Origin of the sequence: Pseudomonas hydrolytica (assembly GCF_021495345.1) — a bacterium.
GTDB lineage: Bacteria > Pseudomonadota > Gammaproteobacteria > Pseudomonadales > Pseudomonadaceae > Aquipseudomonas > Aquipseudomonas hydrolytica.
Window position 1 is genome coordinate 750362 of the sequence record NZ_CP099397.1, and the last position, 22258, is coordinate 772619.

Consider the following 22258-nt stretch of genomic DNA (forward strand, 5'->3'; position numbering starts at 1 on the left):
AGGGGCCTGCCGGGCGCGGCACGCTGGAGAACCAGCGGGTTGTCTCTGGCATAAGTCTTGCGCGGCACAGGGTATCGTCCAGGCTAGCAGGAGGCCGCCGTGTCGATTCATGTCGCGCTGCATCACGTCACCCACTACCGCTACGACCGCGCGGTCAACCTCGGGCCGCAGGTCGTGCGCCTGCGCCCGGCACCGCACAGCCGCACGCGCATCCTCTCCTACGCCCTGAAGGTGGAGCCGGGCCAGCACTTCATCAACTGGCAACAGGACCCGCAGGGCAACTACCTGGCGCGCCTGGTGTTTCCCGAGAAGACCCGCGAATTCAAGGTCGAGGTGGACCTGGTCGCCGAGATGGCGGTGTTCAACCCCTTCGATTTCTTCCTCGAACCCTATGCCGAGCGCATTCCCTTCGCCTACACCGAGGGCGAGCAGCGCGAGCTGGCGCCGTACCTGGTCAAGCTGCCGGCCACGCCGCTGTTCGCCGAGTACCTGGCCGGCATCGAGCGCACGCCCAGGCCCAGCGTCGATTTCCTGGTGGAGCTGAACCAGCGCCTGTCGGCCGACATCCGCTACCTGATCCGCATGGAGCCGGGCGTGCAGACGCCGGAGCAGTCGCTGCAGCTGGCCTCCGGTTCCTGCCGCGATTCGGCCTGGCTGCTGGTGCAGCTGCTGCGTCATCTGGGACTGGCGGCGCGCTTCGTTTCCGGCTACCTGATCCAGCTCACTGCTGACGTCAAATCCCTCGACGGCCCCAGCGGCACCGACAAGGACTTCACCGACCTGCACGCCTGGTGCGAGGTGTATCTGCCCGGCGCCGGCTGGATCGGCCTCGACCCGACCAGCGGCCTGTTCGCCGGTGAAGGCCATATCCCCTTGGCCTGCAGCCCGGAGCCGTCTTCAGCGGCGCCGATCACCGGCGGGCTGGACGAGTGCGAGGTGACGTTCGAGCACCTGATGAGCGTGGAGCGCGTGTGGGAGGCGCCGCGCGTCACCAAGCCCTACAGCGAGGCGCAGTGGCAGGCGATCCAGGCGCTGGGGCGACGCATCGACGATGACCTGAGCAAGCACGACGTGCGCCTGACCATGGGCGGCGAGCCGACCTTCGTCGCCCTCGACTATCCCGATGACGACGAGTGGAATACCGCCGCGCTGGGGCCGAACAAGCGCCGCCTGGCCGCCGACCTGTTCCATCGCCTGCGCGAGCACTACGCCCCCAATGCGCTGGTGCATTTCGGTCAGGGCAAGTGGTACCCGGGCGAGCAGTTGCCGCGCTGGTCGCTGAACTGCTTCTGGCGCCGCGACGGCGAGCCGCTGTGGCATGACCCCAAGCTGCTAGCCGACGAGAAGCGCGGCTACGGTGCCAGCGCCGACACCGCCGCGCGTTTTCTCGCCGCGCTGGCGGCGCGTCTGGATGTGGACGCCGGCAACGTCTTCCCGGCCTATGAGGACTGGTTCTACTACCTGTGGCGCGAGCGCAAGCTGCCGGACAACGTCACCCCGGACGACCCGCGTCTGAGCGACCCGCTGGAGCGCGAGCGCCTGCGCAAGGTGTTCGATCAGGGCCTCGACGCCGTGGTCGGCCACGTCCTGCCGCTGGCGCGCCAGGTGGTGGGCGAGGGCTGGCAGAGCGGGCGCTGGTTCCTGCGCGACGAGCATTGCCGCCTGCTGCCAGGCGACTCGCCGCTGGGCTACCGTCTGCCGCTGGATTCGCTGCCCTGGGTGAGCCAGGCCGACTACCCCTACATCAATCCGCTCGATCCCAGTCAGGCGTTGCCGCCGTTGCCCAGCCCGGCGCAGATCCAGCGCCAGTTGCGCGGCGTCTGGCGCGGCGCCAGTGCCGGCCCGCAAAGCGTGCGTCCGGCCTGCGGGCAGTCGGCTGCCGGCATCGTGCGCACCGCGCTGTGCGCCGAGCCGCGCGAGGGCCGCTTGTACCTGTTCATGCCGCCGCTGGCGCATCTGGAGGACTACCTGGAGCTGGTCGCGGCCATCGAGGCCGTGGCTGCCGAGCTGAACTGCCCGGTGCTGCTGGAAGGCTACGAGCCACCGCTGGACCCGCGCCTGCTGCACTTTCGCGTCACCCCCGACCCCGGCGTGATCGAGATGAACATCCACCCGGCCGCCAGCTGGGACGAGCTGGTCGAGCGCTGCGAATTCCTCTACGAGGCGGCGCGTCAGTCGCGCCTGTCCAGCGAGAAATTCATGATCGACGGGCGTCACACCGGCACCGGCGGCGGCAACCATTTCGTCCTCGGCGGTGCGACACCGGGCGACTCGCCTTTCCTGCGCCGCCCCGACCTGCTGCGCAGTCTGATCAGCTACTGGCACAACCACCCGTCGCTGTCCTACCTGTTCAGCGGCCTGTTTATCGGCCCGACCTCGCAGGCGCCACGCGTGGACGAGGCGCGTAACGACGCCCTGTACGAGCTGGAAATCGCCTTCGCGCAGATGCCCGAGCCGGGCCGCGACTGCCCGCCCTGGCTGGTCGACCGATTGCTGCGCAACCTGCTGGTGGACGTCACCGGCAACACTCACCGCGCCGAGTTCTGCATCGACAAGCTGTACTCGCCGGACTCGGCCAGCGGTCGCCTCGGCCTGCTCGAACTGCGCGCCTTCGAGATGCCGCCGCACGCGCAGATGAGCCTGGCTCAGCAACTGCTGCTGCGCGCGCTGATCGCGCGGTTCTGGCAGGAACCCTACCGCCCGGCCAGGCTGGTGCGCTGGGGCACCGAGCTGCACGATCGCTTCCTCCTGCCGCACTTCGTCGAGCAGGACTTCGCCGATGTGCTGCAGGAGCTGTCGGCCTTCGGCTATCCGCTGCGCGCCGAGTGGTTCGCCCCGCACCTGGAGTTCCGTTTTCCCAAGGCCGGCGACTTCGCGGTCAAGGGCATCGACCTGGAGCTGCGCCAGGCCCTGGAACCCTGGCACGTGCTGGGCGAGGAGGGCGCCATCGGCGGTACTGTGCGTTACGTCGACTCGTCGCTGGAGCGTATGCAGGTGAAGGTGAACGGCATGGCGCCGGATCGCTACGTGCTGACCTGCAACGGCGTGCCGGTGCCGCTGCGACCGACCGGCAAGGTCGGCGAGTTCGTCGGCGGCGTGCGCTTCCGTGCCTGGCAGCCGGCCAGCTGTCTGCAGCCGACCATCGGCGTGCACGCGCCGCTGGTGTTCGACCTCGTCGATACCTGGATGCAGCGCTCGCTGGGCGGTTGCCAGTACCACGTGGCGCATCCGGGCGGGCGCAACTACGACAGCCTGCCGGTCAACGCCTACGAGGCCGAGAGCCGGCGCCTGGCGCGCTTCTTCCGCCTGGGCCACAGCCCGGGCAAGCGCCCCGTCATGCAGCCGATAGACAATAATGAACTGCCGATGACCCTGGATCTGCGTCGTAGTTGATCCAGCGCCCCGTAGGAGCCGGCTTGCCGGCGATGCTTCGATTGTCGCGTCGGATCGCCCGCAAGCGGGCTCCTACTGGGAACGTCCTGCGTCAAACCTTTTGAGCCTGCCATGCACGACCTGCTAGCCGATTACCCGCCGCCCAACGGCGCCTACCACGAACTGCTCGACGCCAAGGGCAACGTGCGTCCGCACTGGCGCCGCCTGTACGAGCAGCTGGCGCGCAGCCGCCCGGAGCACCTGGCGCAGCGCGAGGCCATGCTGGCGCGGCAGATTCAGGAAAACGGCGTCACCTATAACGTTTACGCCGACCCGGATGGCGCCGACCGCCCGTGGGAACTGGACCTGCTGCCCAACCTGATCCCGGCTGACGAGTGGCAGCAGATCGCCGCCGGCGTGGCGCAGCGCGCGACCCTGCTCAACCGCGTGCTGGCCGATCTGTATGGCCCGCAGAAGCTGATCGCCGAAGGCCTGCTGCCCACCGAGCTGGTGTTCGGCCACAACAACTTCCTCTGGCCGTGCCAGGGCATGCAGGCGCCGGGCGGTACCTGGCTGCACCTGTATGCCGTGGACCTGGCCCGCGCGCCGGACGGGCGCTGGTGGGTTACCGCCGACCGTACTCAGGCGCCCTCCGGCGCCGGCTATGCGCTGGAGAACCGGCAGATCGTCTCGCGCGCCTTCCCCGAGCTGTACCGCGACCTGCGCGTGCAGTACCTGGCCAGTTTCTTCCGTACCCTGCAGGACACTCTGGCGCGCCAGGCCCCCAGTGGCGGCGAGACGCCGCTGGTGGTGCTGCTGACGCCGGGGCGCTTCAACGAAAGCTATTTCGAGCACCTGTACCTGGCGCGCCAGCTCGGCTACCCGCTGGTCGAGGGCAGCGACCTGACCGTGCGCGACGCCACCCTCTACCTCAAGACCCTGGCCGGCCTGCGCCGCGTGCACGCGGTGCTGCGCCGCCTCGACGACGACTACTGCGACCCGCTGGAGCTGCGCACCGATTCCGCCCTTGGCGTGCCCGGCCTGCTCGAGGCGGTGCGCCGTGGTCGCGTGCTGGTGGCCAATGCCCTGGGCAGCGGCGTGCTGGAATCGCCCGGCCTGCCCGGTTTCCTGCCTGCCATCAGCGAGCACCTGCTGGGTGAGGAGCTGCTGCTGCCGTCCATCGCCAGCTGGTGGTGCGGCGAGCCGCCGGTGCTGGACGAGGCGCTGGATAAGCTCGACGAACTGCTGGTGCGCCCGGCCTTTCCCTCGCAAAGCTTCGCCCCGGTGTTTGGCCGTGATCTGGACGAGGCGCAGCGCGCCAAGCTGGCCGCACGCCTCAGGCAGCGCCCCTACGCCTACGTGGCGCAGGCGCGGGCCAAGCTGTCGCAGGCGCCGGTGTGGGACGGCAGCGGCCTGCAGCCACGCGCCATCGGCATGCGTGTGTTCGCCGTGGCCAGCGCCGATGGCTACCGGGTGATGCCCGGCGGCCTGACCCGCGTGGCCGGCGAGGCCGATGCCGAGGTGGTGTCGATGCAGCGCGGCGGCGCGAGCAAGGACACCTGGGTGCTCGGCACCCGGCAGAGCGCGGGCGAGCCGTGGCAGACGCAGCGCACCCTGGGCAGCGCCGATCTGGTACGCAGCGACCCCTTCCTGCCTTCGCGGGTGGTGGAGAACCTGTACTGGTTCGGTCGGTACGCCGAGCGCTGCGAAGACGGTGCGCGCCTGCTGCGCATCATGCTGGCGCGCTACGTCGACGATGACGACGACCCGCAGGCGCTGCAGAGTGCCCTGGCACTGGCGCAGGAGCTGGGGCTGCTGGCCGGCGCGGATGAAGGCGAGCTGGAGGCGCGCCTGCTGCAGGCACTACTGGGCAGCGACTGGCCGGCCAGCCTGCGCGCCAATCTGCAGCGCCTGCAATGGTCGGCCGGTAGCGTGCGCGGCAAGCTGTCCCAGGCCAACTGGCAGGCGCTGGTGGAGTTGCAGCGCGAGGCGCAACTGCTTGAAGGCCAGCCGGCCGACTTCGGCGAACTGCTGGACTTTCTCAACCGCCTGCTGATGTCGCTGGCGGCGCTGTCGGGTTTTGCCCTCGACGACATGACCCGCGACGACGGCTGGCGCTTTCTCATGCTCGGCCGCTATATCGAGCGCCTGCAGTTTCTCTGCGACAGCTTCGCCGGCTTCCTGCGCAGCGGCTCGGCCACCGACCAGTCGGCGCTGGAGTGGCTGCTGGAGCTGGGCAACAGCAGCATCACCTACCGCACCCGTTACCTGGCCTCGGCGCAGTTGATCCCGGTGCTGGACCTGCTGCTGCTGGACGAGCAGAACCCGCATGCGGTGATCTTCCAGATGCGCACCCTGCTGCGCTCGCTGGAGGGGCTCAACGAGCGCTTCGAGCTACCGGCCGAGCGCTACCTGGTCTATCTGGAACAACAGTTGAGCGCCTTCAGCCTGGCCAGCCTGGAGAACCCGCTGTTCGGCCCCGGCAGTACCCGCGCGGTGCTCGAAGGCCTGGCCGACCTGCTGGTGGCCATCAGTGAAGCCGCAGGTGCGGTTTCCGATCACCTCGGGCTGCGTTTCTTCGCCCATGTCGATGTCAGCCAGCGGACGCAATCCTCATGAGCAGCGCGCTGTATCAGGTTCTCCACGATACTCACTACCGCTACTCGGCGCCGGTTTCCCTGGCGCAGCAGCTGGCGCACCTGTGGCCGCGCGAATGCCCTTGGCAGCGCTGTCACGAGCAGGAGCTGCGCATCGACCCGCAGCCCTGCCAGCGCCGCGACGGCCTGGACGTGTTCGGCAACCCGCTGACGCGCCTGGTGTTCGAGCGCCCGCACGAGCAGCTCAGCGTCAGCGCGCGCTTGCGCGTCGAGGTGCTGGCGCGCGCGCCGCTGGATCTGGATGATTCGCCGAGCTGGGAGGCGGCCTGCGCGGCGCTCAGCTATGGCGGCCGGCCCATGGCGCCGGCCCTGCTGGAGGCGGCGCGCTACCGCTTCGAATCGCCCTACGTGCGCCTCAAGCAGGTCTTCGCCGAGTACGCCGATGACTGTTTCACGCCGGGCCGTCCCCTGTTGCAGGCCGGTCAGGCGCTGATGCAGAAGATCTTCGAGGAGTTCAGCTTCGATGCCGGCGCCACCCAGGTGGCCACACCCTTGCTGCAGGTGCTGGAGGAAAAGCGCGGCGTCTGCCAGGACTTCGCCCACCTGATGTTGGCCTGCCTGCGTTCGCGCGGTCTGGCGGCGCGCTACGTCAGCGGCTACCTGCTGACCCAGCCGCCGCCCGGCCAGCCGCGGCTGATCGGCGCCGACGCGTCGCATGCCTGGGTATCGCTGTACTGTCCGCGGCAGGGCTGGGTGGATTTCGACCCGACCAACAACGTGCGCCCGGCGCTGGAGCACATCACCCTGGCCTGGGGCCGGGATTTCTCCGATGTGTCGCCGCTGCGTGGAGTGATTCTGGGAGGCGGCAGCCACGACCCGGAAGTGCAGGTCACGGTGCTGCCGCTGGGATAGGCGGGATGAAGGGCCTCGCCTGAGGCCCTTGGGGTGACTCAGTCGGCCAGGGTCAGGCTGCCTTTCATCAGCGAGTAGTGGCCGGGGAAGGAGCAGAAGAAGCTGTAGTCCTCGCCAGCGGCCAGTTTGCTGACATCGAAGGTCACCGAGGTGCTCTCGCCACCGCCGATCAGGTCGGTATGAGCGATGACGCGCTCGTCACCGGCCTTGAGGTAGCTGGCGTCTGGGCCGGCGGGAATGCCGTCGGTGGCGATGCCGGGCATGTCGGCAGTCTTGCTCAGCACCCAGTTGTGGCCCATGGCGGTCTTGGGCAGGCTGCCTGTGTGCTTGAGGTTGACGGTGAAGGTCTTGCAGCTCTTGCTGACGGAGATGGCCTGGGTGTTGAAGGTCATCTGGTCGGTCGACTCGACATCCACTGCGCATTCGGCAGCCAGGAGCGGGGTGCTGGCCAGGCCGAGCAGAGCGATTAGAGCAGCGTTACGCAACATCTTGATTCCTCCAGTTTCTGATAACCCGGTCAGGTCAGTAGAGACTGGCACAGCTGCCTGCGCTTATGCATGCGACCGAACGCCACGTCTGGTTATTCAGCAAATCTGTGGATAACTCTGTGAGGAAGCTCTGCAGCGGGTTCTCCAGGCCCTGTGCCTGCGGGCTTTCTGGGTAGCTGGTCAGCTTTTGCGCAGATCACCGGTTTGCAACAAAAAATGCTTTGTAATGAATTGCTTGAGGCGAGAGCTGGCACTTGTCCATGCGGCTCGAGAATGGTTTGCCGGTTATCCCCGAAAGCGGTGGAGCAAGCTGTGGATAAGCTTGGGGAAAGCCGCTCGCGACTGCGCCCGGCAAGGGGCGCAGGGAACTGGCCAGAAAATCGCCGCGGTTAACGACTGTGGGGTTTGCGCAGCGCCTGCCACAGACGCGCCGCGAGGCTCACCAGGGGGACGCTGAGCACCCCGGCGACCACGCCCAGCAAGGCATTGAGCAGGGTCGGTACCAGCGCCGAGAGCAGCTGCCCGGCATCGCGGGCGACCCATTCGGCGGCATGATGCACGGCGCTTTCCACCGGCGGCAGGCCATGGCTGAGAATGCCGCCGCCAACCATGAACATGGCCGCGGTGCCGATCACCGACAACGACTTCATCAGCCAGGGGGCCAGGCGCAGGATGCCGCGGCCGCAGGCCCGGGCGAAGGCGCTGGCGCGCTGGCTGAGGTAGAGCCCGGCGTCGTCCAGTTTGACGATGCCGGCCACCAGGCCGTAGACGCCGACGGTCATCAGCAGGGCGATACCGCTGAGCACCAGCACCTGATTGAGGAAACTGGCAGTGGCGACGGTGCCCAGGGTGATGGCGATGATCTCGGCCGACAGCACGAAGTCGGTACGCACCGCGCCGCGGATCTTGTCGCGCTCGAAGGCCACCAGGTCCACCTGCGGATCGGCGATGGCCTCCAGCAGCGGCTGCTGCTCGTCGCCCTCATGCCGGTGCAGCAACTTATGGATCAGTTTCTCGGCCCCTTCGTAGCAGAGGAACAGACCGCCGAGCATCAACAAGGGCACCACCAGCCAGGGCGCCACGGCGCTGATCAGCAGCGCGGCCGGCACCAGGATCGCCTTGTTCACCAGCGAGCCCTTGGCCACCGCCCAGACCACCGGCAGTTCGCGATCCGCCTTGACCCCGGTGACCTGCTGGGCATTGAGGGCGAGGTCGTCGCCCAGCACGCCGGCGGTCTTGCGCGCGGCGATCTTGGTCATGGTGGCGACGTCGTCGAGGACGCTGCTGATATCGTCGATCAGGGCGAGCAGGCTGCTTCCGGCCATGTTGCGGCTTCCATGAGAAAAGAGGCCGCAGATCGTAGCATCGTGTTACATGTCTGCGTACAGGCTCAGATGGGCGAGCGATCCACCCACTTCGGCGCTACGCTGGGGCGCCATTCGCTCAGGGCGTCGAGCAGGTCCTGCGGGCTGTCTGCGATCTGCAGCATCTCGCGGTGCTGCGGACGCACGAAGCGCTCGGCCACCAGATGATCGAGAAAATCCCCCAGCTTGCTGTAGAAACCGTTCACTTCCAGCAGCCCCAGCGGTTTGGCGTGGTAGCCGAGCTGGCCCCAGGTCCACACCTCGAACAGCTCTTCCAGGGTGCCGAGGCCGCCGGGCAGGGCGATGAAGGCGTCGGCCAGTTCGGCCATGCGCGCCTTGCGTGCGTGCATGCCGTCCACCACCTCCAGGCAGGTCAGGCCGCGGTGGCCAATCTCGGCGCGCTCCAGGCTCTGCGGGATGATGCCGATCACCTCGCCGCCGGCATTCAGCGCCGCGTCGGCGACCACACCCATCAGGCCGACGGCGCCGCCGCCGTAGATCAGGCGCAGGCCGCGTTGGGCCAGGTGCTGGCCAAGCGCTTCGGCAGCCTGACGATAGACGGGACTGGCGCCGGGGCTGGCACCACAGAAGACACAGACGCTACGCAGGGACATGTACGGGCTCCTTGGCTGAATGTGCCAAGGGTAACCAGCCGCTGCGCTGCCACCAAGGGTCAGTGCCGCGTATCAATGCCGCAGGTGGCGCAGGCGTAGCTGGCGAGCAGTTGCTTGAGCAGGTCGTTGAGGTGCATGACGCGGCTTCCTGACGCGGGGACATGTCATTCAGGCTAGTCCCGCTGCTGGCGCCGCGCCGTTAGATTGTTTCGATGAGGGCGATAGCCGTCACTCCATCACATCAGCTCCATCGCGCTCATGCCGGCCAGGCCCAGCAGCACCACGCCACAGGCCGCGTAGGTCAGGCGGTGCCAGAGCAGCGAGGCGGTGCGGCGGAACCAGTCCACCAGACCGGCGCAGATGAAGCACCAGAGCAGTGAGGACACCATGAAGCCGGCGAAGAACACCGCCAGGTGCGTCGGCGTTGGCTGGGCAACGCCGATGGCCGCCATCGCCCCGCCCATGGCGGCCCAGTAGACGATGTTCTGCGGGTTGGTCAGCGACAACGCCGCGCCGGCGGCGAATGCGCCTCCGGCCGCGATCTGGCCGTCGTCGCTGGGTTGCGGCGGACGATGGGCGTCGCGCAGCGACTGGTAGCCGAGCCAGGCCAGATACAAAGCGCTGGCCAGGGTCAGGGGATAACGGATCTGCGCGCTGTCGAGCAGCAGGGCCAGGCCGGTGAGACCGAGAGCGGCCCAGGTGGCGTCGCCGACCAGTGAGCCGATCTGTACCAGCAGGGCGGGTTTGTAGCCGTCACGCAAGCCGCGGCGCAGGGTTTCGCTGAACACGGCACCCGGCGCGGCGTTGAACACGAAGCCCAGGAGCATGGCGGCGAGGAAGAAGCTGAACATGGAGTGTCCTTACACGGCAGGCAAAAAAGTCAGAGGTTCTTAGCAGATGGCGTGCCAGCGAATTACAGAAAGTTTTCCACGGGCTCTGTGTGTATCTCTGTGCACAAGCTGGTGGCCTTTGTCTGACGGCCTCGTTATGCGCCGTTCAGCGCAAGCTGACGAATATTTGAGCAAGGCAATTTTTCCTTTGTGCACAGGGGCTTGACAATCTCTCAGGGTGTTTTCCAGGTATCTCAGGATTGTCCACGATAGCTGTGGATAATTTTGTTGGTAAGGCCTGTAAGCATTGCCGCAGGCGATGATTTTCGAGGTCTTCAGCACTTTGCCGGTTTTTTGATCAGCGCCTCGTAGGCATCGGGCGAGGGCGGAAACGGGGCAGGATGTCCAGCGTTTTCGCAGGGGATTCTCTGCACAAGACAGGGTTATCCCCGGATTCTGTTGGCAGTTTTGTGGATAAGCTGGTGGCAAAGCCTTGAGGCCCGTGTCGGGCTTGCTCATGAGGCAGGCGATGAGTTCATCGCCTTCATCGTGGCTCCAGCGCGCCAAGCTGCGTGGAGCGGCCGAGCAGTTGCAGGGCGCGGTCCGGATAGTCGGTGATCAGGCCGTTGGCGCCCATTTCCAGCAGCCGTCGCATGTCGGGCTGCTCGTTGATCGTCCACAGCTGCACGTGCAGGCCGCGCGCCTGGGCATTGCGCACCAGGCGCGGGGTGGCCAGGGTCAGGCCGCTGTGTTGGGGCGGAATCTGCAGCACCGGGTAGGAGGGCGACAGCAGATCGCTCAGGCCCAGCCAGTTCAGTGCCAGCAGCAGGCGCACCGAAACCGGTCCGGCGGAGGTGGCGACTTCCGGACAGAGTTCGCGGAAGCGTTTCAGGCTGCGTTCGTGAAAGCTGCCGACCAGCACCCGGTCGAGCTGGTCGTAGCTGGCCAGGGTTTCGCACAGCAACGCTTCCATGCCCACATCGGGGACCTTGATCTCGACCACCTTGGGTATCAGGGGAAACCGTTCCAGCACCTCGCGCAGGCTGGCGATGCGGGTGCCCTGGCCGCGGTAGGGATAGCTCTGGCCGCCATCGGCCGTCCAGTGGTAGCCGGCGTCGAGCGCCTGCAGTTCGGCCAGGCTGTAATGGGCCACCGGGCCTCGGCCATTGGTGGTGCGCTCGAGGGTATCGTCATGGATGACCACCAGCTCGGCGTCCTGGCTCAGGTGCAGGTCCATTTCCAGCATGTCGACGCCGAGTGCCACCGCGCGCTCGAAGGCGAACAGGGTGTTCTCCGGCCACAGCCCCTTGCCGCCGCGATGGGCGATCACCAGCGGGCGCTCGCCCAGGTCGGCCAGCACTTCGGGCACCGTGGCCGGGCGGCTGGTCAGCGCCAGCACCAGCAGGGCGATGGCGAGCAGCAGCAGGGGGGCGAGCAGGAAGCGGGCGAAGCGCAACATGGGCCGGGTCTCGACAAGGGTTCGGGACTTTGTGCCCCAGCGCAGCGGCATTGGCAAGCGCCAATGCCGCGGCCGGTAGGGTGCGCTGTGCGCACCGCGGGCACCCGCCATGGGTGATCTGTACCTCAGGAGCTATCGGCGCTTAACTGGCCAGCAGCCAGACACCGGTGGCGGCCGACGCAGCGCCGGCGATGCGTACCAGCGGTGCCGCGGCTTGCGGCAGGAAGCGCACCAGGGCGAAGCCGACGGCGTGCAGCGCGGCCGTGGCGACGACGAATCCGATGGCGTAGCCAAAGGGGCTGGCCAGGTCCGGCAGCTCCAGGCCGTGGGCGACGCCGTGGGTCAGGGCGAATACTGCGGTCAGGGTCATGGAGACGGCCACCGGCAGGCGCGCCGCCACGGCCACCAGCAGACCGAAAGCCAGCACCGAACCGGCGATACCGGTTTCCATCAGCGGGATTTCCACGCCGGCGAAACCCAGCAGGCCGCCGATCAGCATGCTGCCGACGAAGGTCAGCGGCAGCGCCCAGCGCGCCGCGCCGCTTTGCTGCGCGGCCCACAGGCCGACGGCGAACATCGCCAGCAGGTGATCGAGGCCGAACACCGGGTGGGCCAGGCCGGCCATGATGCCCGAGTCGCCATGCCCGGGATGGGCGAATGCCAGCGCCGGGGTGCAGAACAGGGCGATGGCGTAGAGGGTTTTGCGCAGATTCATGTGGATCTCCTTGAAGTGGAATCAGGCCGCCGTGAGCATGCCCTGGCGTTCGATGAAGGCGATGATCTCGTCGAGACCCTGGCCGATTTTCTGATTGCTGAAGACGAAGGGCTTGTCGCCGCGCATCTTCAGGGTGTCGCGCTCCATCACCTCCAGCGAGGCGCCGACCATGGGCGCCAAGTCGACCTTGTTGATCACCAGCAGGTCGGATTTGCAGATGCCCGGACCGCCCTTGCGCGGCAGCTTGTCGCCGGCCGACACGTCGATCACGTAGAGGGTCAGGTCGGACAGCTCGGGGCTGAAGGTGGCCGACAGGTTGTCGCCGCCGGACTCGACGATGATCAGGTCCAGGCCCGGGAATCGGCGGTTGAGCTGCTCGACCGCTTCCAGGTTGATCGAGGCGTCTTCGCGGATGGCGGTGTGCGGGCAGCCGCCGGTTTCCACGCCGATGATGCGCTCGGGCTCCAGGGCCTCGTTGCGCACCAGGAACTGGGCGTCTTCCTGGGTGTAGATGTCGTTGGTGACCACGGCGATGTTGTAGCGCTCGCGCAGGGCGCGGCACAGGGCCAGGGTGAGGGCGGTCTTGCCGGAACCGACCGGGCCGCCGATACCGACACGCAGAGGTTGGCTGTTCATGTGCTGATGTTCCTCGTCAGGAGCGGAAGAGACGCGAGTACTGGCGCTCGTGCGCCATGCTCGCCAGGGCCAGGCCGAAGGCGGCGCTGCCCCAGTGTTCGGGGGAAAGGCTGGCGGTCTGCTGCTGGGCGGCCTCGAGCGTTGGCAGCAGGCGGCTGGTCAGGCGCTGGGCGGCCTGCTGGCCCAGCGGCAGCACCTTCATCAGTACGGCCAGCTGATTTTCCAGCCAGCCCCAGAGCCAGGCGGCCAGGGCATCGTCCGGGGTGATCTGCCAGGCACGGGCAGCCAGCGCCCAGGCCAGGGCCAGGCCCGGTTCGTGATGGCTTGCGAGAAGTTCGCGCGCGGCTTCGTCCAGCTCGGGCAGGCCTTCGAGCAGTTGTCGCAGCGAGTAGCCCATCTGCCGGCTTTCCAGAGCCAGCTCGCGGGTTTCGCGGCTGGCGCGGTGCCGTTCGGCCAGTTCCTGCAGGCGCGGCCAGTCGCCCTCGTGCGCGGCGCGACAATGTGCCAGCAGCAGCGGCGCTTCGAAGCGGGCGAGGTTGAGCGTCAACTGATCGGCCAGCCAGCGTTCGGCGGCGTCGGCATCCTGGATCAGGCCGCTGTCGATGGCCCACTCCAGGCCTTGCGAGTAGCTGTAACCGCCGATGGGTAGCTGCGGGCTGGCCAAGCGCAATAGGGCCCAGGCCGGTTTCATAAGCTGACCCCGATATGCGTGGGCGATGTCGCTTGGCTCACTTGCGCACACCGAACTGGTGCAGGCGCGGGCCGTAGTTGAACTCTTCGTCGCCATGATGGGAGTGATGATGACCGCCACCGTAGGCGCCCTGCTCGGGCTGATAGGGCGCCTGGACGGCCTCGACCGTGGCGCCGAGCTGCTCCAGCATGGCCTTGAGCACGTAGTCGTCGGGCAGGCGCAGCCAGCCGTCGCCCAGTTGCAGGGCGACATGGCGGTTACCCAGGTGATAGGCGGCGCGCATCAGCTCGAAGGGGCTGGCGCAGGTGACGTGCAGCAGCGGCTCGGGTTTGGCGCGCACGCGCACGATGCGTCCGTCCTTGGCCTGCAGAAACTCACCATCGGCCAGTGCCGGTTGGCCGCGTTCGAGGAACAGGCCGACTTCCTCGCCCGCGGTGGTGAAGCAGCGCAGGCGACTTTTGCTGCGGGCTTCGAAGGTCAGTTCCAGTTCGGCGTCCGCAGCAGCCTGCGGCGCGATTCGGGTGTGGATCACCAGCATGCGTATCTATTCCGGGGCAATGTGCCCGGAAATAGTGCAAGTGGCTTGCCAAGGCCGAGAAGCGGCGCTGGACGGGGCGTTCAGGCGCTCTGTGGATAACTTGGCGAAGCGGTCAGGATTTATTTGGTGCGTTTTCGCTGCGTGCGCACGCTTGTGGTGCGCGCTACTCGGAGGGCTTGCCCAGGCCCAGCCAGTGCTTGCCGCCGATCATGATGAAGCGCAGCTGCTGGATGATCTTGGCTTCGGCGCTGAGGTGCGCCGGCAGATTCTCCGCCGGCGGGTCGATCAGTTCGGGCAGGGTGGCGAACACCGTCTTCACCACCAGATCCGACACCACGTCGAGGCCGGCATCGTCGAGCTGCGGCATGCGGTTCATCAGCTTGAGGTCGGCGGCCAGATCGCTGGTGATGCGTTCGCGCAGGGCGGCGATGGCCTGGCGCACCGGCTGCGAACCGCCGTACTGCTCGCGGGCGAGAAACAGGAACTGGCCATGGTTGGCGGCCACTTCGGCGAGGAAGATGCGCACCGAGGCGTCGATCATGCCGCGCATCTCGAACTCGTGACGGCGCACCTGGCGGATCGCCGCGCGGAAGGTTTCGCCCACCTCCGCCACCAGCGCCAGGCCCAGCTCGTCCATGTCGGTGAAATGGCGATAGAAACCGGTGGGGACGATGCCGGCGACGCGGGTCACCTCGCGCAGGCTCAGGCTGCCAAAGCCGCGGCCGCTCTCCATCAGGGTGAGGGCGGCTTCCATCAGGGCCTGGCGGGTCTGCTGCTTCTGTTCGGCGCGTGGCGTCATGCGAGATCGGGTCATTGAGCGATGCCGCACTCTAGCAAATGCGCGGCGCCAGCGTCGAACCATGGTCGGCAGCTTTCAGTGAACAACTGTTGACTGAAATAAGGTGGTCTGTCAGCCTTGTGCACAAGTGTTCACTGGAATCGATTTATGGCTCTGCTTTCCCTGGCGCTGGCGCGGCATGTCGCGCGCGGCCTGCAACCGCTGCGCCGGCTCTGTGCATCCGGCTGGCTGCGCGAGGCGGACGTCGACCTGTGCCTGCGTCTGCTGCACCCGGCGCTGCGCCTCAATCGCGTGTTCGCCCAGGTCGAGGCGCGTCGTTGGGTGGCCGACGACATGCTGGCAATCGAGTTGCGCTGCAACGGCAATGCCCGAGACTGGCGAGCCGGGCAACACGTTCAGCTCTATCTGGAGCAGGACGGCGTGCGCCACGGGCGCAGTTACAGCCTGACCAGGGTGACAACCGACGGGCGCATCGAACTGGCGATCAAGCGCCAGCCGGGCGGGCGCCTGTCCAATCGGCTGCTCGATCGCCTGGCGGTTGGCGAGGTGATCGAGCTGGGCCAGGCCTTCGGCGATTTCGCCTGGCCGCAGGAGCAGGGCGCCGTGCTGTTGCTGGCGGCCGGCAGCGGCCTCACGCCCTTGCTCGGCCTGCTGCGTGACGCGCTGGCGCGGGGCTTCGCCGCACCGGTGACGCTGCTGCATCAGGTGCGTCGCCAGGGGCAGCAGGCCTTTGCCGAGGAGTTGCAGGCGCTGGCGGCGCGTCATGCCAACTTGCAGGTGCGCTGGGCCTTCAGTGGTGAGGTGGGTGGCCGCCTGACGGCCGCACAGCTGGCGGCGCTGCCGGGCGAGCACCTGTTGCTATGCGGCCCGCGTGGTTTCGTCGAGCAGGCGTGCGGCTGGTGGTGCGACGCCGGGCGCGGGGGCAGCCTGCAGGCGGAAAGCTTCAGCCCGCTGCCAGTGCTGGCCGAGGCCGATACCGGCGAGGTTCGTCTGCGCTTCGCGCGCAGCGGCCAGCAGGTTTCGGGCAACGGCAATGCCAGTCTGCTGGAGCAGGCCGAGGCCAGCGGGCTGCGCCCGGCTCATGGCTGTCGTCAGGGCATCTGCACCAGCTGCACCTGTCTTCTGCTGGCCGGCACGGTGCGCGATCTGCGCAGCGGCGAGCTGTTCGCCGAACCCAATCAACCCATTCGCTTGTGCGTCAGCGCCCCGCATGGGGATGTGGAGATCGACCTGTGACGACCCGCCTGGACCGTGAACTGAGCCTCGCCGAACTCGAAGCCTTCGGCCAGGAACTGGATGCCCTGCGCCAACGCACCCTGGCCGATCTGGGCGAGGCCGATGCGCGCTACATTCGCCGTGTACGCGCGGCCGTGCGCGGGTGCTGCTGGACTGGTCGCGCGCTGCTGGTGCTCGGTTGGTTCCCGCCGACCTGGCTGCTCGGCACCCTGCTGCTGGGCCTGGGCAAGATCCTGGAGAACATGGAGCTGGGCCACAACGTGATGCACGGCCAGTACGACTGGATGAACGACCCGGAATTCGCCGGTCGCCAGTACGAGTGGGACATCGTCGGGCCGGCCGATTTCTGGCGGCACACCCACAACCACGTGCACCACACCTACACCAACGTGCTGGGTATGGACGATGACGTCGGCTACGGCGTGGTGCGCCTGTTCCCGGAGCAGCGCTGGAAGCCGTTCTATCGCTGGCAGCCGCTGTGGGTAACGATTCAGGCGCTGCTGTTCCAGTACGCCGTGGCCATTCAGCACCTGCGCCTGGACAAGCTGGTCAAGGGGCGTATCAGCAAGGAGGAAGTGAAGCCGCTGGCACGTCGGTTCGGCGCCAAGCTGGTGCGGCAATGGGGCAAGGACTATCTGGCGTTTCCGCTGCTGGCGCTGTTGCTCGGCGCCAACGTACTGGCCGTACTGAGCGGCAACCTGGCGGCCAATCTGCTGCGCAATCTGTGGACCTTTCTGGTGATCTTCTGCGGTCACTTCACCGAGAAGGCGGCGGTATTTGCACCCGAAATACTGGAGGGGGAGACCCGTGGGCACTGGTACCTGCGTCAGCTGCGCGGTTCCAGCAACCTGTCCGGTGGGTCGCTGCTGCATATCCTCACCGGCAACCTCAGCCACCAGATCGAGCATCACCTGTTCCCCGATCTACCGGCGCGGCGCTATGCCGAGCTGGCGCGTGAGGTGCGCCTGATTGCCCAGCGCTATGGCCAGCATTACAACTGCGGCACCCTGTGGGGGCAGTTCGCGACCGTGCTGCGGCGCATCTGGATCTACCGCTTGCCCGCGACAGGAACGGCGTGACTCGCGTGAAAGGCATAAAAAAGCCCGGCATGCGCCGGGCTTTGGGGGGACGCCAAGGGTTCAGGCCGTGTGGCCACGCTGCTTGATCAGGCGATCGGAACCGCCCTCGGCCAGTTGAATGCGCTGGGCACCAGGGGTGCGCTCGGAGCCGTCTTCGGCCAGCTGGATGCGCTGCGCGCCGGGAGTGCGGTCATAACCGCCTTCGGCCAGCTGAACGCGCTGAGCGCCCGGAGTACGTTCATAGCCGCCTTCTACCAGCTGGATGCGCTGAGCACCCGGGGTACGGTCGGAGCCGTCTTCGGCCAGCTGCAGGCGTTGCGCGCCGGGAGTGCGGTCATAACCGCCTTCGGCCAGCTGAACGCGCTGAGCGCCCGGAGTACGTTCATAGCCGCCTTCTACCAGCTGGATGCGCTGGCTGCCCGGAGTGCGGTCGGAACCGTCTTCGGCCAGTTGAATGCGTTGTACGCCCGGGGTGCGCTCCGAGCCGTTCTCGGCCAGCGGTGCGAGGGGTTGCTGTTGTACCTGGCTGTCCTTGGCTTCGCCCACCAGAGGGAAGGGCGCGCTGCTCGGCGCGGCGAATGTGCTGGTGGTTATCAGGCTAAGGGCCAGTGCGGCGAGAGTCAGTTGAGTTTTCATGTCGATGTCTCCGTAGGGGAGTAATAAGTGGCGTCGGAGTCAATTGTTGGGAACATGGACACGGATAAGAACTTGACTGACCTGATAGTGAACATCGATCCCCTCAATACTTGATTGGGAGGCTCTATCTCGGCACTTATGGCCTGGCGTCAGGGCGCTTGGCGGATGCTTCGCAAGGCATCGCGCTGGCCGTCGGGCACGCGTATGCTTGGCGACTTTTGCGGGGCACGGTCGAATCGGCCCCTTCTGCAGTTCTCTAGAGGCGGGTGCAGCCATGCTTGCGGTACAGGCAATTTTGCCGATCTTCGCCCTGATCGTTCTCGGCTACCTGCTTGGCTGGCGCCAGTGGCTCACCAGCGAGTCGGCCGCTGGCCTGGCCAATATCACCTTCAAGCTGTTCATGCCCACGCTGCTGTTCGCCGGTATCGCCAAGGCGTCGCTGGCCGAAGGCCTGTCGCCGATGCTGCTGCTGGCCTATTACCTGCCGGTGCTGCTGGTGTTCGCCGCGGTCAATGCGCTGGCGCACTGGCGGCGCGGTACGGCGACGCCGCTGGGCCTGGTGGCGGCCTTCTCCAACAACGTGCTGGTGGGCATTCCGCTGATCGCCAGCCTGATGGGCAACGACGGCCTGCTCTACGTCTTCGCCATCCTGGTGTTTCACAGCCTCACGCTGTTTTCCCTGCACAGCTTCTACGCCGCTTTCGGCAGCCAGGAGCGGGTCGATACGCGCGCGCTGCTGAAGAACCTGGCCAACCCGATGATCATCGGCCTGGCATTGGGGGCGTTGCTCAATCTGTCCGGGCTGGTCGTGCCGGAGAGCCTGTGGCGGGCGGTGACCTGGCTCGGCCAGGCCGCCTTGCCCTGCGCGCTGATCGTGCTTGGCGCCAGCCTGTCGCGTTACCGCCTGCGCCCGACCGGCGAGGCCTGGGGCGTGGCGTTGGCCAAGCTGCTGCTGTTCCCGGCGCTGGTCTGGTGGCTCAGCGGCCAGCTGCCTGGCCTGAACGACACCGCGCGCAGCGTGCTGGTGCTGCTCGCGGCCTGTCCCAGCGGGGTCAACGTGATGGCCTTTGCCCGTAGCGCCGAAGACAGCCGCAGCGTCAGCGCGGCGATTTCCCTGTCCACACTGCTGGCGGCGGTTTCCCTGCCGGCGTGGATGCTGCTGGTGGGGTTCTGAGCGCTGCGCCAGGCGATTCCCTCTTCCGGGCGATAGGCGTGTTTGCGGTGTCTGGCTAGCATCGCGCCTCTCGCTCCGCTGAGGACTGCATCGATGAAACGACTCGCCCACGTGCTGCTCGGCCTGTTGCTGGTGTTCGGGCTGACCCTTGCCGGCTTCGTCGCGCTCAACTGGGCGCCGGATCGTCCTCTGGACGAGCTCAAGGCGCGCTGGGCGCCACCGCCTTCGCAGTTCGTCGAGCTCGATGGCCTGTCCGTGCACCTGCGTGACCAGGGCCGGCGCGACGATCCCGAGCCCATCGTCCTGCTGCACGGCACCTCGGCCAGTCTGCACACCTGGGAAGGTTGGGTGACGGAGCTGGCCAAGCAGCGCCGGGTGATCAGCCTGGATCTGCCCGGCTTCGGTCTGACCGGGCCATTCCCCGATGGCGATTATCGCCTCGAGCGCTATACCGGCTTTCTCCTCACCCTGCTGGACAGGCTGCAGGTGCCCCGTGCGGTGCTGGTGGGCAACAGCTTCGGCGGCCAGCTGGCCTGGCGCTTCGCTCTGGCCCATCCCGAGCGCAGCGCGCGGCTGGTGCTGGTGGACGCCGCCGGCTATCCGCGCAACGCCGAATCGGTGCCGATCGGCTTTCGCCTGGCGGGCGTCCCGGCCCTGGCGCCGGTGATGAGCCGTTTGTTGCCGCGCGCGATGATCGAGTCGAGCCTGCGCAACGTTTATGGCGATCCAGACAAAGTCGATGACGAACTGGTCGAGCGCTACTACCAGCTGACGCTGCGCGAGGGCAACCGCCAGGCGCTGCGTCAGCGCTTCGCCCAGGCGCCCAGCGGCGAGCTGCACGAGCGCATCGGCGAACTGCAATTGCCGACGCTGATCATCTGGGGCGGGCGTGATCGCCTGATTCCGCCGGACAATGCCGAACATTTCGCCGCCGACATCGCCGGCAGCCAGCTGGTGCTGTTCGACGACCTCGGCCACGTGCCCCAGGAAGAGGACCCGCAGCGCACCGTTGCGGTGCTGCTCGCCTTCCTGGCTCGCTAGGGCTCTAGCGCGGTACTTTCCAAGCCATTGATTTTGTTCGGGGAGACATCCTTCGGCGGCGGCTGGCGCGTTTCCTGCTATGGCCTCGCGGGGCGGTTGGCTTTGGCGAATCTTCGTCTAGGCTGACGGGATAACGAACAAGAACAGCAGGAAACTGCATGCGCAAGGGCATTCGAGTTTTCGTCCGGGTCGTGGACGCGTTCAACCGGAGGGTCGGGCGTTTCGCCATGTACCTGATCTTCGCCATGCTGGCGGTGCTCCTGTACTCCTCGATCAGCAAGACCTTCTTCACCCCGTCGATCTGGACCCTGGAAAGCGCCCAGTTCCTCATGGTCGCCTACTTCCTGCTCGGCGGCGCCTACTCGATGCAGCTCGACGCCCATGTGCGCATGGACCTGGCCTACAGCCACTGGTCGCCGCGCACCCGCGCCGTCGTCGATGCCATCACCGTGTTCATGCTGATCTTCTATCTGGTGATGCTGCTGATCGGCGGCATCTCCTCCACCGAATACGCCATCGAATACAAGGAGACCAGCTATTCGGCCTGGTCGCCCTACATGGCGCCGATCAAGATCGTCATGTGCTTCGGCATCGCCCTGATGCTGCTGCAGGCCATCGCCACCTTCTTCAAGGATTTCTACGCCGCCCGTGGGGAGACCCTGTGATGAGCTACGAGCTGATCGCGCTGTTGATGTTCTCCTCGATGATGCTGCTGCTGCTCACCGGCAAGCGCGTGTTCGGCGCCATCGGCTTCGTCGCCGCAGCGGCAGCGCTGCTGCTGTGGGGCGACGGTGGCTCGGAGATGGCCTTCAGCGCGGCGATGAAACTGATGAAGTGGTACCCGCTGCTGACCCTGCCGATGTTCGTGTTCATGGGCTACATGCTCTCCGAGTCGGGCATCGCCGAAGACCTCTACCGCATGTTCCACGTGTGGATGGGCCCGCTGCCGGGGGGCCTGGCGGTGGGCACCATCTTCCTGATGGTGGCGATCTCGGCGATGAACGGCCTGAGCGTGGCCGGCATGGCCATCGGCGCCAGCATCGCCTTGCCCGAGCTGCTCAGGCGTGGCTACGACAAGATCATGATCACCGGGGTGATCCAGGCCGGCAGCTCGCTGGGGATTCTGATTCCGCCCAGCGTGGTGCTGGTGCTCTACGGCATGATCGCGCGCCAGCCGGTGGGCCAGCTGTGGCTGGCCGGGGCCATTCCCGGGCTGATGATGGCCGGCATGTTCATGCTCTATATCGCCATTCGCTGCCGCCTGCAGCCGCACATGGGCCCGCCGCTGGCCAAGGCCGAGCGCGAGCAGATCTCCTGGAGCGAGAAGCTGCGCCTGCTCAGCGCCGGGCTGGTGCCGCTGTTCATCTTCTTCTCCATGACCGGCTTGTTCCTGCTGGGCTACACCAGCCTGGTGGAAAGCTCGGCGGTGGGCGCCTGCGCAGCCACCCTGGCGGCGCTGTTCAAGGGCCGGCTGAACGGCAAGGTGATGGAGGAAACGTTGCGCAAGACGCTGGCCATCAGCTGCATGTTCATGTGGATCATCCTCGCCGCGTTGTGCTTCGGCGCGGTGTTCGACGGCCTCGGTGCGGTCAGGGCGATCGAGCAGTTCTTCGTCGACAGCCTGCACCTGGGGCCCTGGCAGATCCTGATCATCATGCAGCTGTCGTTCATCCTGATGGGCATGTTCCTCGACGACACCGCCATGCTGGTCATCGTCGCGCCGCTCTACGTGCCGCTGGTGGGGGCGCTGGGCTTCGACCTGATCTGGTACGGCGTGCTCTACACCATCACCTGCCAGATCGCCTACATGACCCCGCCGTTCGGCTACAACCTGTTCCTCATGCGCGCCATGGCCCCGCCCGAGGTGAGCCTGCGCGACATCTATGTCTCGGTCACCCCCTTCGTGCTGATCATGGCGCTGGCCCTGGTGCTGGTGATGGCCTTCCCGCAGCTGGCGCTGTGGCTGCCGCAACTGCACTACGGCGGCTGATTCACGGAAATCGGCGCGCCTGGCGCGCCAACAGTCGAGCCGGCGCCCGCCGGTCACTGGCAAGGCCGCCGCGGTGCACGCGGCGGC

20 protein-coding genes are annotated in these 22258 nt (G+C 67.0%); 9 read left to right on the forward strand and 11 right to left on the reverse strand.

What is annotated here, in order from left to right; genetic code table 11:
- The first annotated feature begins 99 nt into the window (after positions 1–99).
- The 3 genes from L1F06_RS03435 (at position 100) to L1F06_RS03445 (ending at position 6881) form a co-directional block, all read left to right on the forward strand.
- A complete protein-coding gene (locus L1F06_RS03435) occupies positions 100–3393 on the forward strand; it encodes a transglutaminase family protein (protein WP_129482790.1) in 3294 nt (1097 codons plus the stop codon).
- Between the two features lie 111 nt (positions 3394–3504).
- Positions 3505–5991, forward strand: a complete 2487-nt coding sequence (locus L1F06_RS03440) for a circularly permuted type 2 ATP-grasp protein (protein ID WP_129482791.1) — start codon at positions 3505–3507, stop codon at positions 5989–5991.
- The gene (locus tag L1F06_RS03445) at positions 5988–6881 is read left to right on the forward strand and encodes a transglutaminase family protein (protein WP_129482792.1); all 894 of its coding nucleotides are present in this window, start codon (positions 5988–5990) and stop codon (positions 6879–6881) included. The genes L1F06_RS03440 and L1F06_RS03445 overlap by 4 nt, the downstream gene beginning before the upstream one ends.
- A gap of 38 nt (positions 6882–6919) precedes the next feature.
- On the opposite strand, the gene azu is transcribed toward L1F06_RS03445, so the two are convergent.
- The 10 genes from azu to L1F06_RS03495 all read right to left on the reverse strand — a co-directional run bounded on the left by azu (position 6920) and on the right by L1F06_RS03495 (position 15015).
- Positions 6920–7369 carry an azurin gene (gene azu / locus L1F06_RS03450; protein WP_003246859.1) on the reverse strand — a complete coding sequence of 150 codons (450 nt, stop codon included), beginning with the start codon at positions 7367–7369 and terminating at the stop codon, positions 6920–6922.
- Between the two features lie 389 nt (positions 7370–7758).
- Complete coding sequence (locus tag L1F06_RS03455; protein ID WP_129482793.1) at positions 7759–8694, reverse strand: DUF808 domain-containing protein; 936 nt, start codon at positions 8692–8694, stop codon at positions 7759–7761.
- Positions 8695–8759: 65 nt separating this feature from the next.
- A complete protein-coding gene (locus L1F06_RS03460; protein WP_096827462.1) occupies positions 8760–9347 on the reverse strand; it encodes a cytokinin riboside 5'-monophosphate phosphoribohydrolase in 588 nt (195 codons plus the stop codon).
- Positions 9348–9583: 236 nt separating this feature from the next.
- The gene (locus L1F06_RS03465) at positions 9584–10198 is read right to left on the reverse strand and encodes a LysE family transporter (protein ID WP_129482794.1); all 615 of its coding nucleotides are present in this window, start codon (positions 10196–10198) and stop codon (positions 9584–9586) included.
- A 523-nt stretch (positions 10199–10721) separates the two neighbouring features.
- Positions 10722–11636: a glycerophosphodiester phosphodiesterase family protein gene (locus L1F06_RS03470; protein WP_129482795.1), complete on the reverse strand. Its 915-nt coding sequence runs from the start codon at positions 11634–11636 to the stop codon at positions 10722–10724.
- A gap of 142 nt (positions 11637–11778) precedes the next feature.
- Positions 11779–12351, reverse strand: coding sequence for a HupE/UreJ family protein (locus L1F06_RS03475; RefSeq protein ID WP_003246864.1), 573 nt, complete (start codon positions 12349–12351; stop codon positions 11779–11781).
- 21 nt (positions 12352–12372) lie between these two features.
- Positions 12373–12987, reverse strand: coding sequence for an urease accessory protein UreG (gene ureG, locus L1F06_RS03480; protein WP_003246865.1), 615 nt, complete (start codon positions 12985–12987; stop codon positions 12373–12375).
- A gap of 16 nt (positions 12988–13003) precedes the next feature.
- Positions 13004–13678, reverse strand: coding sequence for an urease accessory protein UreF (locus L1F06_RS03485; RefSeq protein ID WP_129482796.1), 675 nt, complete (start codon positions 13676–13678; stop codon positions 13004–13006).
- Positions 13679–13715: 37 nt separating this feature from the next.
- A complete protein-coding gene (gene ureE / locus L1F06_RS03490) occupies positions 13716–14216 on the reverse strand; it encodes an urease accessory protein UreE (protein WP_129482797.1) in 501 nt (166 codons plus the stop codon).
- Between the two features lie 163 nt (positions 14217–14379).
- Positions 14380–15015, reverse strand: a complete 636-nt coding sequence (locus tag L1F06_RS03495; RefSeq protein WP_129482918.1) for a TetR family transcriptional regulator — start codon at positions 15013–15015, stop codon at positions 14380–14382.
- Positions 15016–15162: 147 nt separating this feature from the next.
- Here L1F06_RS03495 and L1F06_RS03500 point away from each other — a divergent pair, with 147 nt between their 5' ends.
- Both L1F06_RS03500 and L1F06_RS03505 read left to right on the forward strand, forming a co-directional pair.
- Positions 15163–16251, forward strand: a complete 1089-nt coding sequence (locus L1F06_RS03500) for a ferredoxin reductase (RefSeq protein ID WP_129482798.1) — start codon at positions 15163–15165, stop codon at positions 16249–16251.
- The gene (locus L1F06_RS03505; protein ID WP_129482799.1) at positions 16248–17330 is read left to right on the forward strand and encodes a fatty acid desaturase family protein; all 1083 of its coding nucleotides are present in this window, start codon (positions 16248–16250) and stop codon (positions 17328–17330) included. The genes L1F06_RS03500 and L1F06_RS03505 overlap by 4 nt, the downstream gene beginning before the upstream one ends.
- 60 nt (positions 17331–17390) lie before the next feature.
- Here the strand turns inward: L1F06_RS03505 and L1F06_RS03510 are convergent, their stop codons facing one another.
- Positions 17391–17966 carry a hypothetical protein gene (locus tag L1F06_RS03510; RefSeq protein WP_129482800.1) on the reverse strand — a complete coding sequence of 192 codons (576 nt, stop codon included), beginning with the start codon at positions 17964–17966 and terminating at the stop codon, positions 17391–17393.
- Between the two features lie 274 nt (positions 17967–18240).
- Here L1F06_RS03510 and L1F06_RS03515 point away from each other — a divergent pair, with 274 nt between their 5' ends.
- The 4 genes from L1F06_RS03515 (at position 18241) to L1F06_RS03530 (ending at position 22171) form a co-directional block, all read left to right on the forward strand.
- Entirely contained in the window at positions 18241–19140 is a 900-nt protein-coding gene (locus tag L1F06_RS03515; protein WP_011920864.1) for an AEC family transporter, read from the forward strand.
- Between the two features lie 93 nt (positions 19141–19233).
- Complete coding sequence (locus L1F06_RS03520) at positions 19234–20181, forward strand: alpha/beta fold hydrolase (protein ID WP_129482801.1); 948 nt, start codon at positions 19234–19236, stop codon at positions 20179–20181.
- A 158-nt stretch (positions 20182–20339) separates the two neighbouring features.
- Positions 20340–20846, forward strand: coding sequence for a TRAP transporter small permease subunit (locus tag L1F06_RS03525; RefSeq protein ID WP_011920866.1), 507 nt, complete (start codon positions 20340–20342; stop codon positions 20844–20846).
- Positions 20846–22171 (forward strand): TRAP transporter large permease, encoded by a 1326-nt coding sequence (locus L1F06_RS03530; protein WP_003246875.1) that lies wholly within the window; start codon positions 20846–20848, stop codon positions 22169–22171. Before L1F06_RS03525 ends, L1F06_RS03530 begins: the two co-directional genes overlap by 1 nt.
- Positions 22172–22258: the final 87 nt, after the last annotated feature.

Excerpts from the sequence above, each read along its gene's own strand:
- L1F06_RS03500 (WP_129482798.1), top strand. The coding sequence starts at position 15,163 with ATGGCTCTGCTTTCCCTGGCGCTGGCGCGGCATGTCGCGCGCGGCCTG.
- L1F06_RS03470 (WP_129482795.1), bottom strand. The coding sequence starts at position 11,636 with ATGTTGCGCTTCGCCCGCTTCCTGCTCGCCCCCCTGCTGCTGCTCGCC.
- L1F06_RS03525 (WP_011920866.1), top strand. The coding sequence starts at position 20,340 with ATGCGCAAGGGCATTCGAGTTTTCGTCCGGGTCGTGGACGCGTTCAAC.
- L1F06_RS03455 (WP_129482793.1), bottom strand. The coding sequence starts at position 8,694 with ATGGCCGGAAGCAGCCTGCTCGCCCTGATCGACGATATCAGCAGCGTC.
- L1F06_RS03475 (WP_003246864.1), bottom strand. The coding sequence starts at position 12,351 with ATGAATCTGCGCAAAACCCTCTACGCCATCGCCCTGTTCTGCACCCCG.
- L1F06_RS03460 (WP_096827462.1), bottom strand. The coding sequence starts at position 9,347 with ATGTCCCTGCGTAGCGTCTGTGTCTTCTGTGGTGCCAGCCCCGGCGCC.
- L1F06_RS03495 (WP_129482918.1), bottom strand. The coding sequence starts at position 15,015 with ATGACGCCACGCGCCGAACAGAAGCAGCAGACCCGCCAGGCCCTGATG.
- L1F06_RS03520 (WP_129482801.1), top strand. The coding sequence starts at position 19,234 with ATGAAACGACTCGCCCACGTGCTGCTCGGCCTGTTGCTGGTGTTCGGG.
- L1F06_RS03530 (WP_003246875.1), top strand. The coding sequence starts at position 20,846 with ATGAGCTACGAGCTGATCGCGCTGTTGATGTTCTCCTCGATGATGCTG.
- L1F06_RS03445 (WP_129482792.1), top strand. The coding sequence starts at position 5,988 with ATGAGCAGCGCGCTGTATCAGGTTCTCCACGATACTCACTACCGCTAC.
- ureG (WP_003246865.1), bottom strand. The coding sequence starts at position 12,987 with ATGAACAGCCAACCTCTGCGTGTCGGTATCGGCGGCCCGGTCGGTTCC.
- ureE (WP_129482797.1), bottom strand. The coding sequence starts at position 14,216 with ATGCTGGTGATCCACACCCGAATCGCGCCGCAGGCTGCTGCGGACGCC.
- L1F06_RS03485 (WP_129482796.1), bottom strand. The coding sequence starts at position 13,678 with ATGAAACCGGCCTGGGCCCTATTGCGCTTGGCCAGCCCGCAGCTACCC.
- L1F06_RS03515 (WP_011920864.1), top strand. The coding sequence starts at position 18,241 with ATGCTTGCGGTACAGGCAATTTTGCCGATCTTCGCCCTGATCGTTCTC.
- azu (WP_003246859.1), bottom strand. The coding sequence starts at position 7,369 with ATGTTGCGTAACGCTGCTCTAATCGCTCTGCTCGGCCTGGCCAGCACC.
- L1F06_RS03465 (WP_129482794.1), bottom strand. The coding sequence starts at position 10,198 with ATGTTCAGCTTCTTCCTCGCCGCCATGCTCCTGGGCTTCGTGTTCAAC.
- L1F06_RS03510 (WP_129482800.1), bottom strand. The coding sequence starts at position 17,966 with ATGAAAACTCAACTGACTCTCGCCGCACTGGCCCTTAGCCTGATAACC.
- L1F06_RS03440 (WP_129482791.1), top strand. The coding sequence starts at position 3,505 with ATGCACGACCTGCTAGCCGATTACCCGCCGCCCAACGGCGCCTACCAC.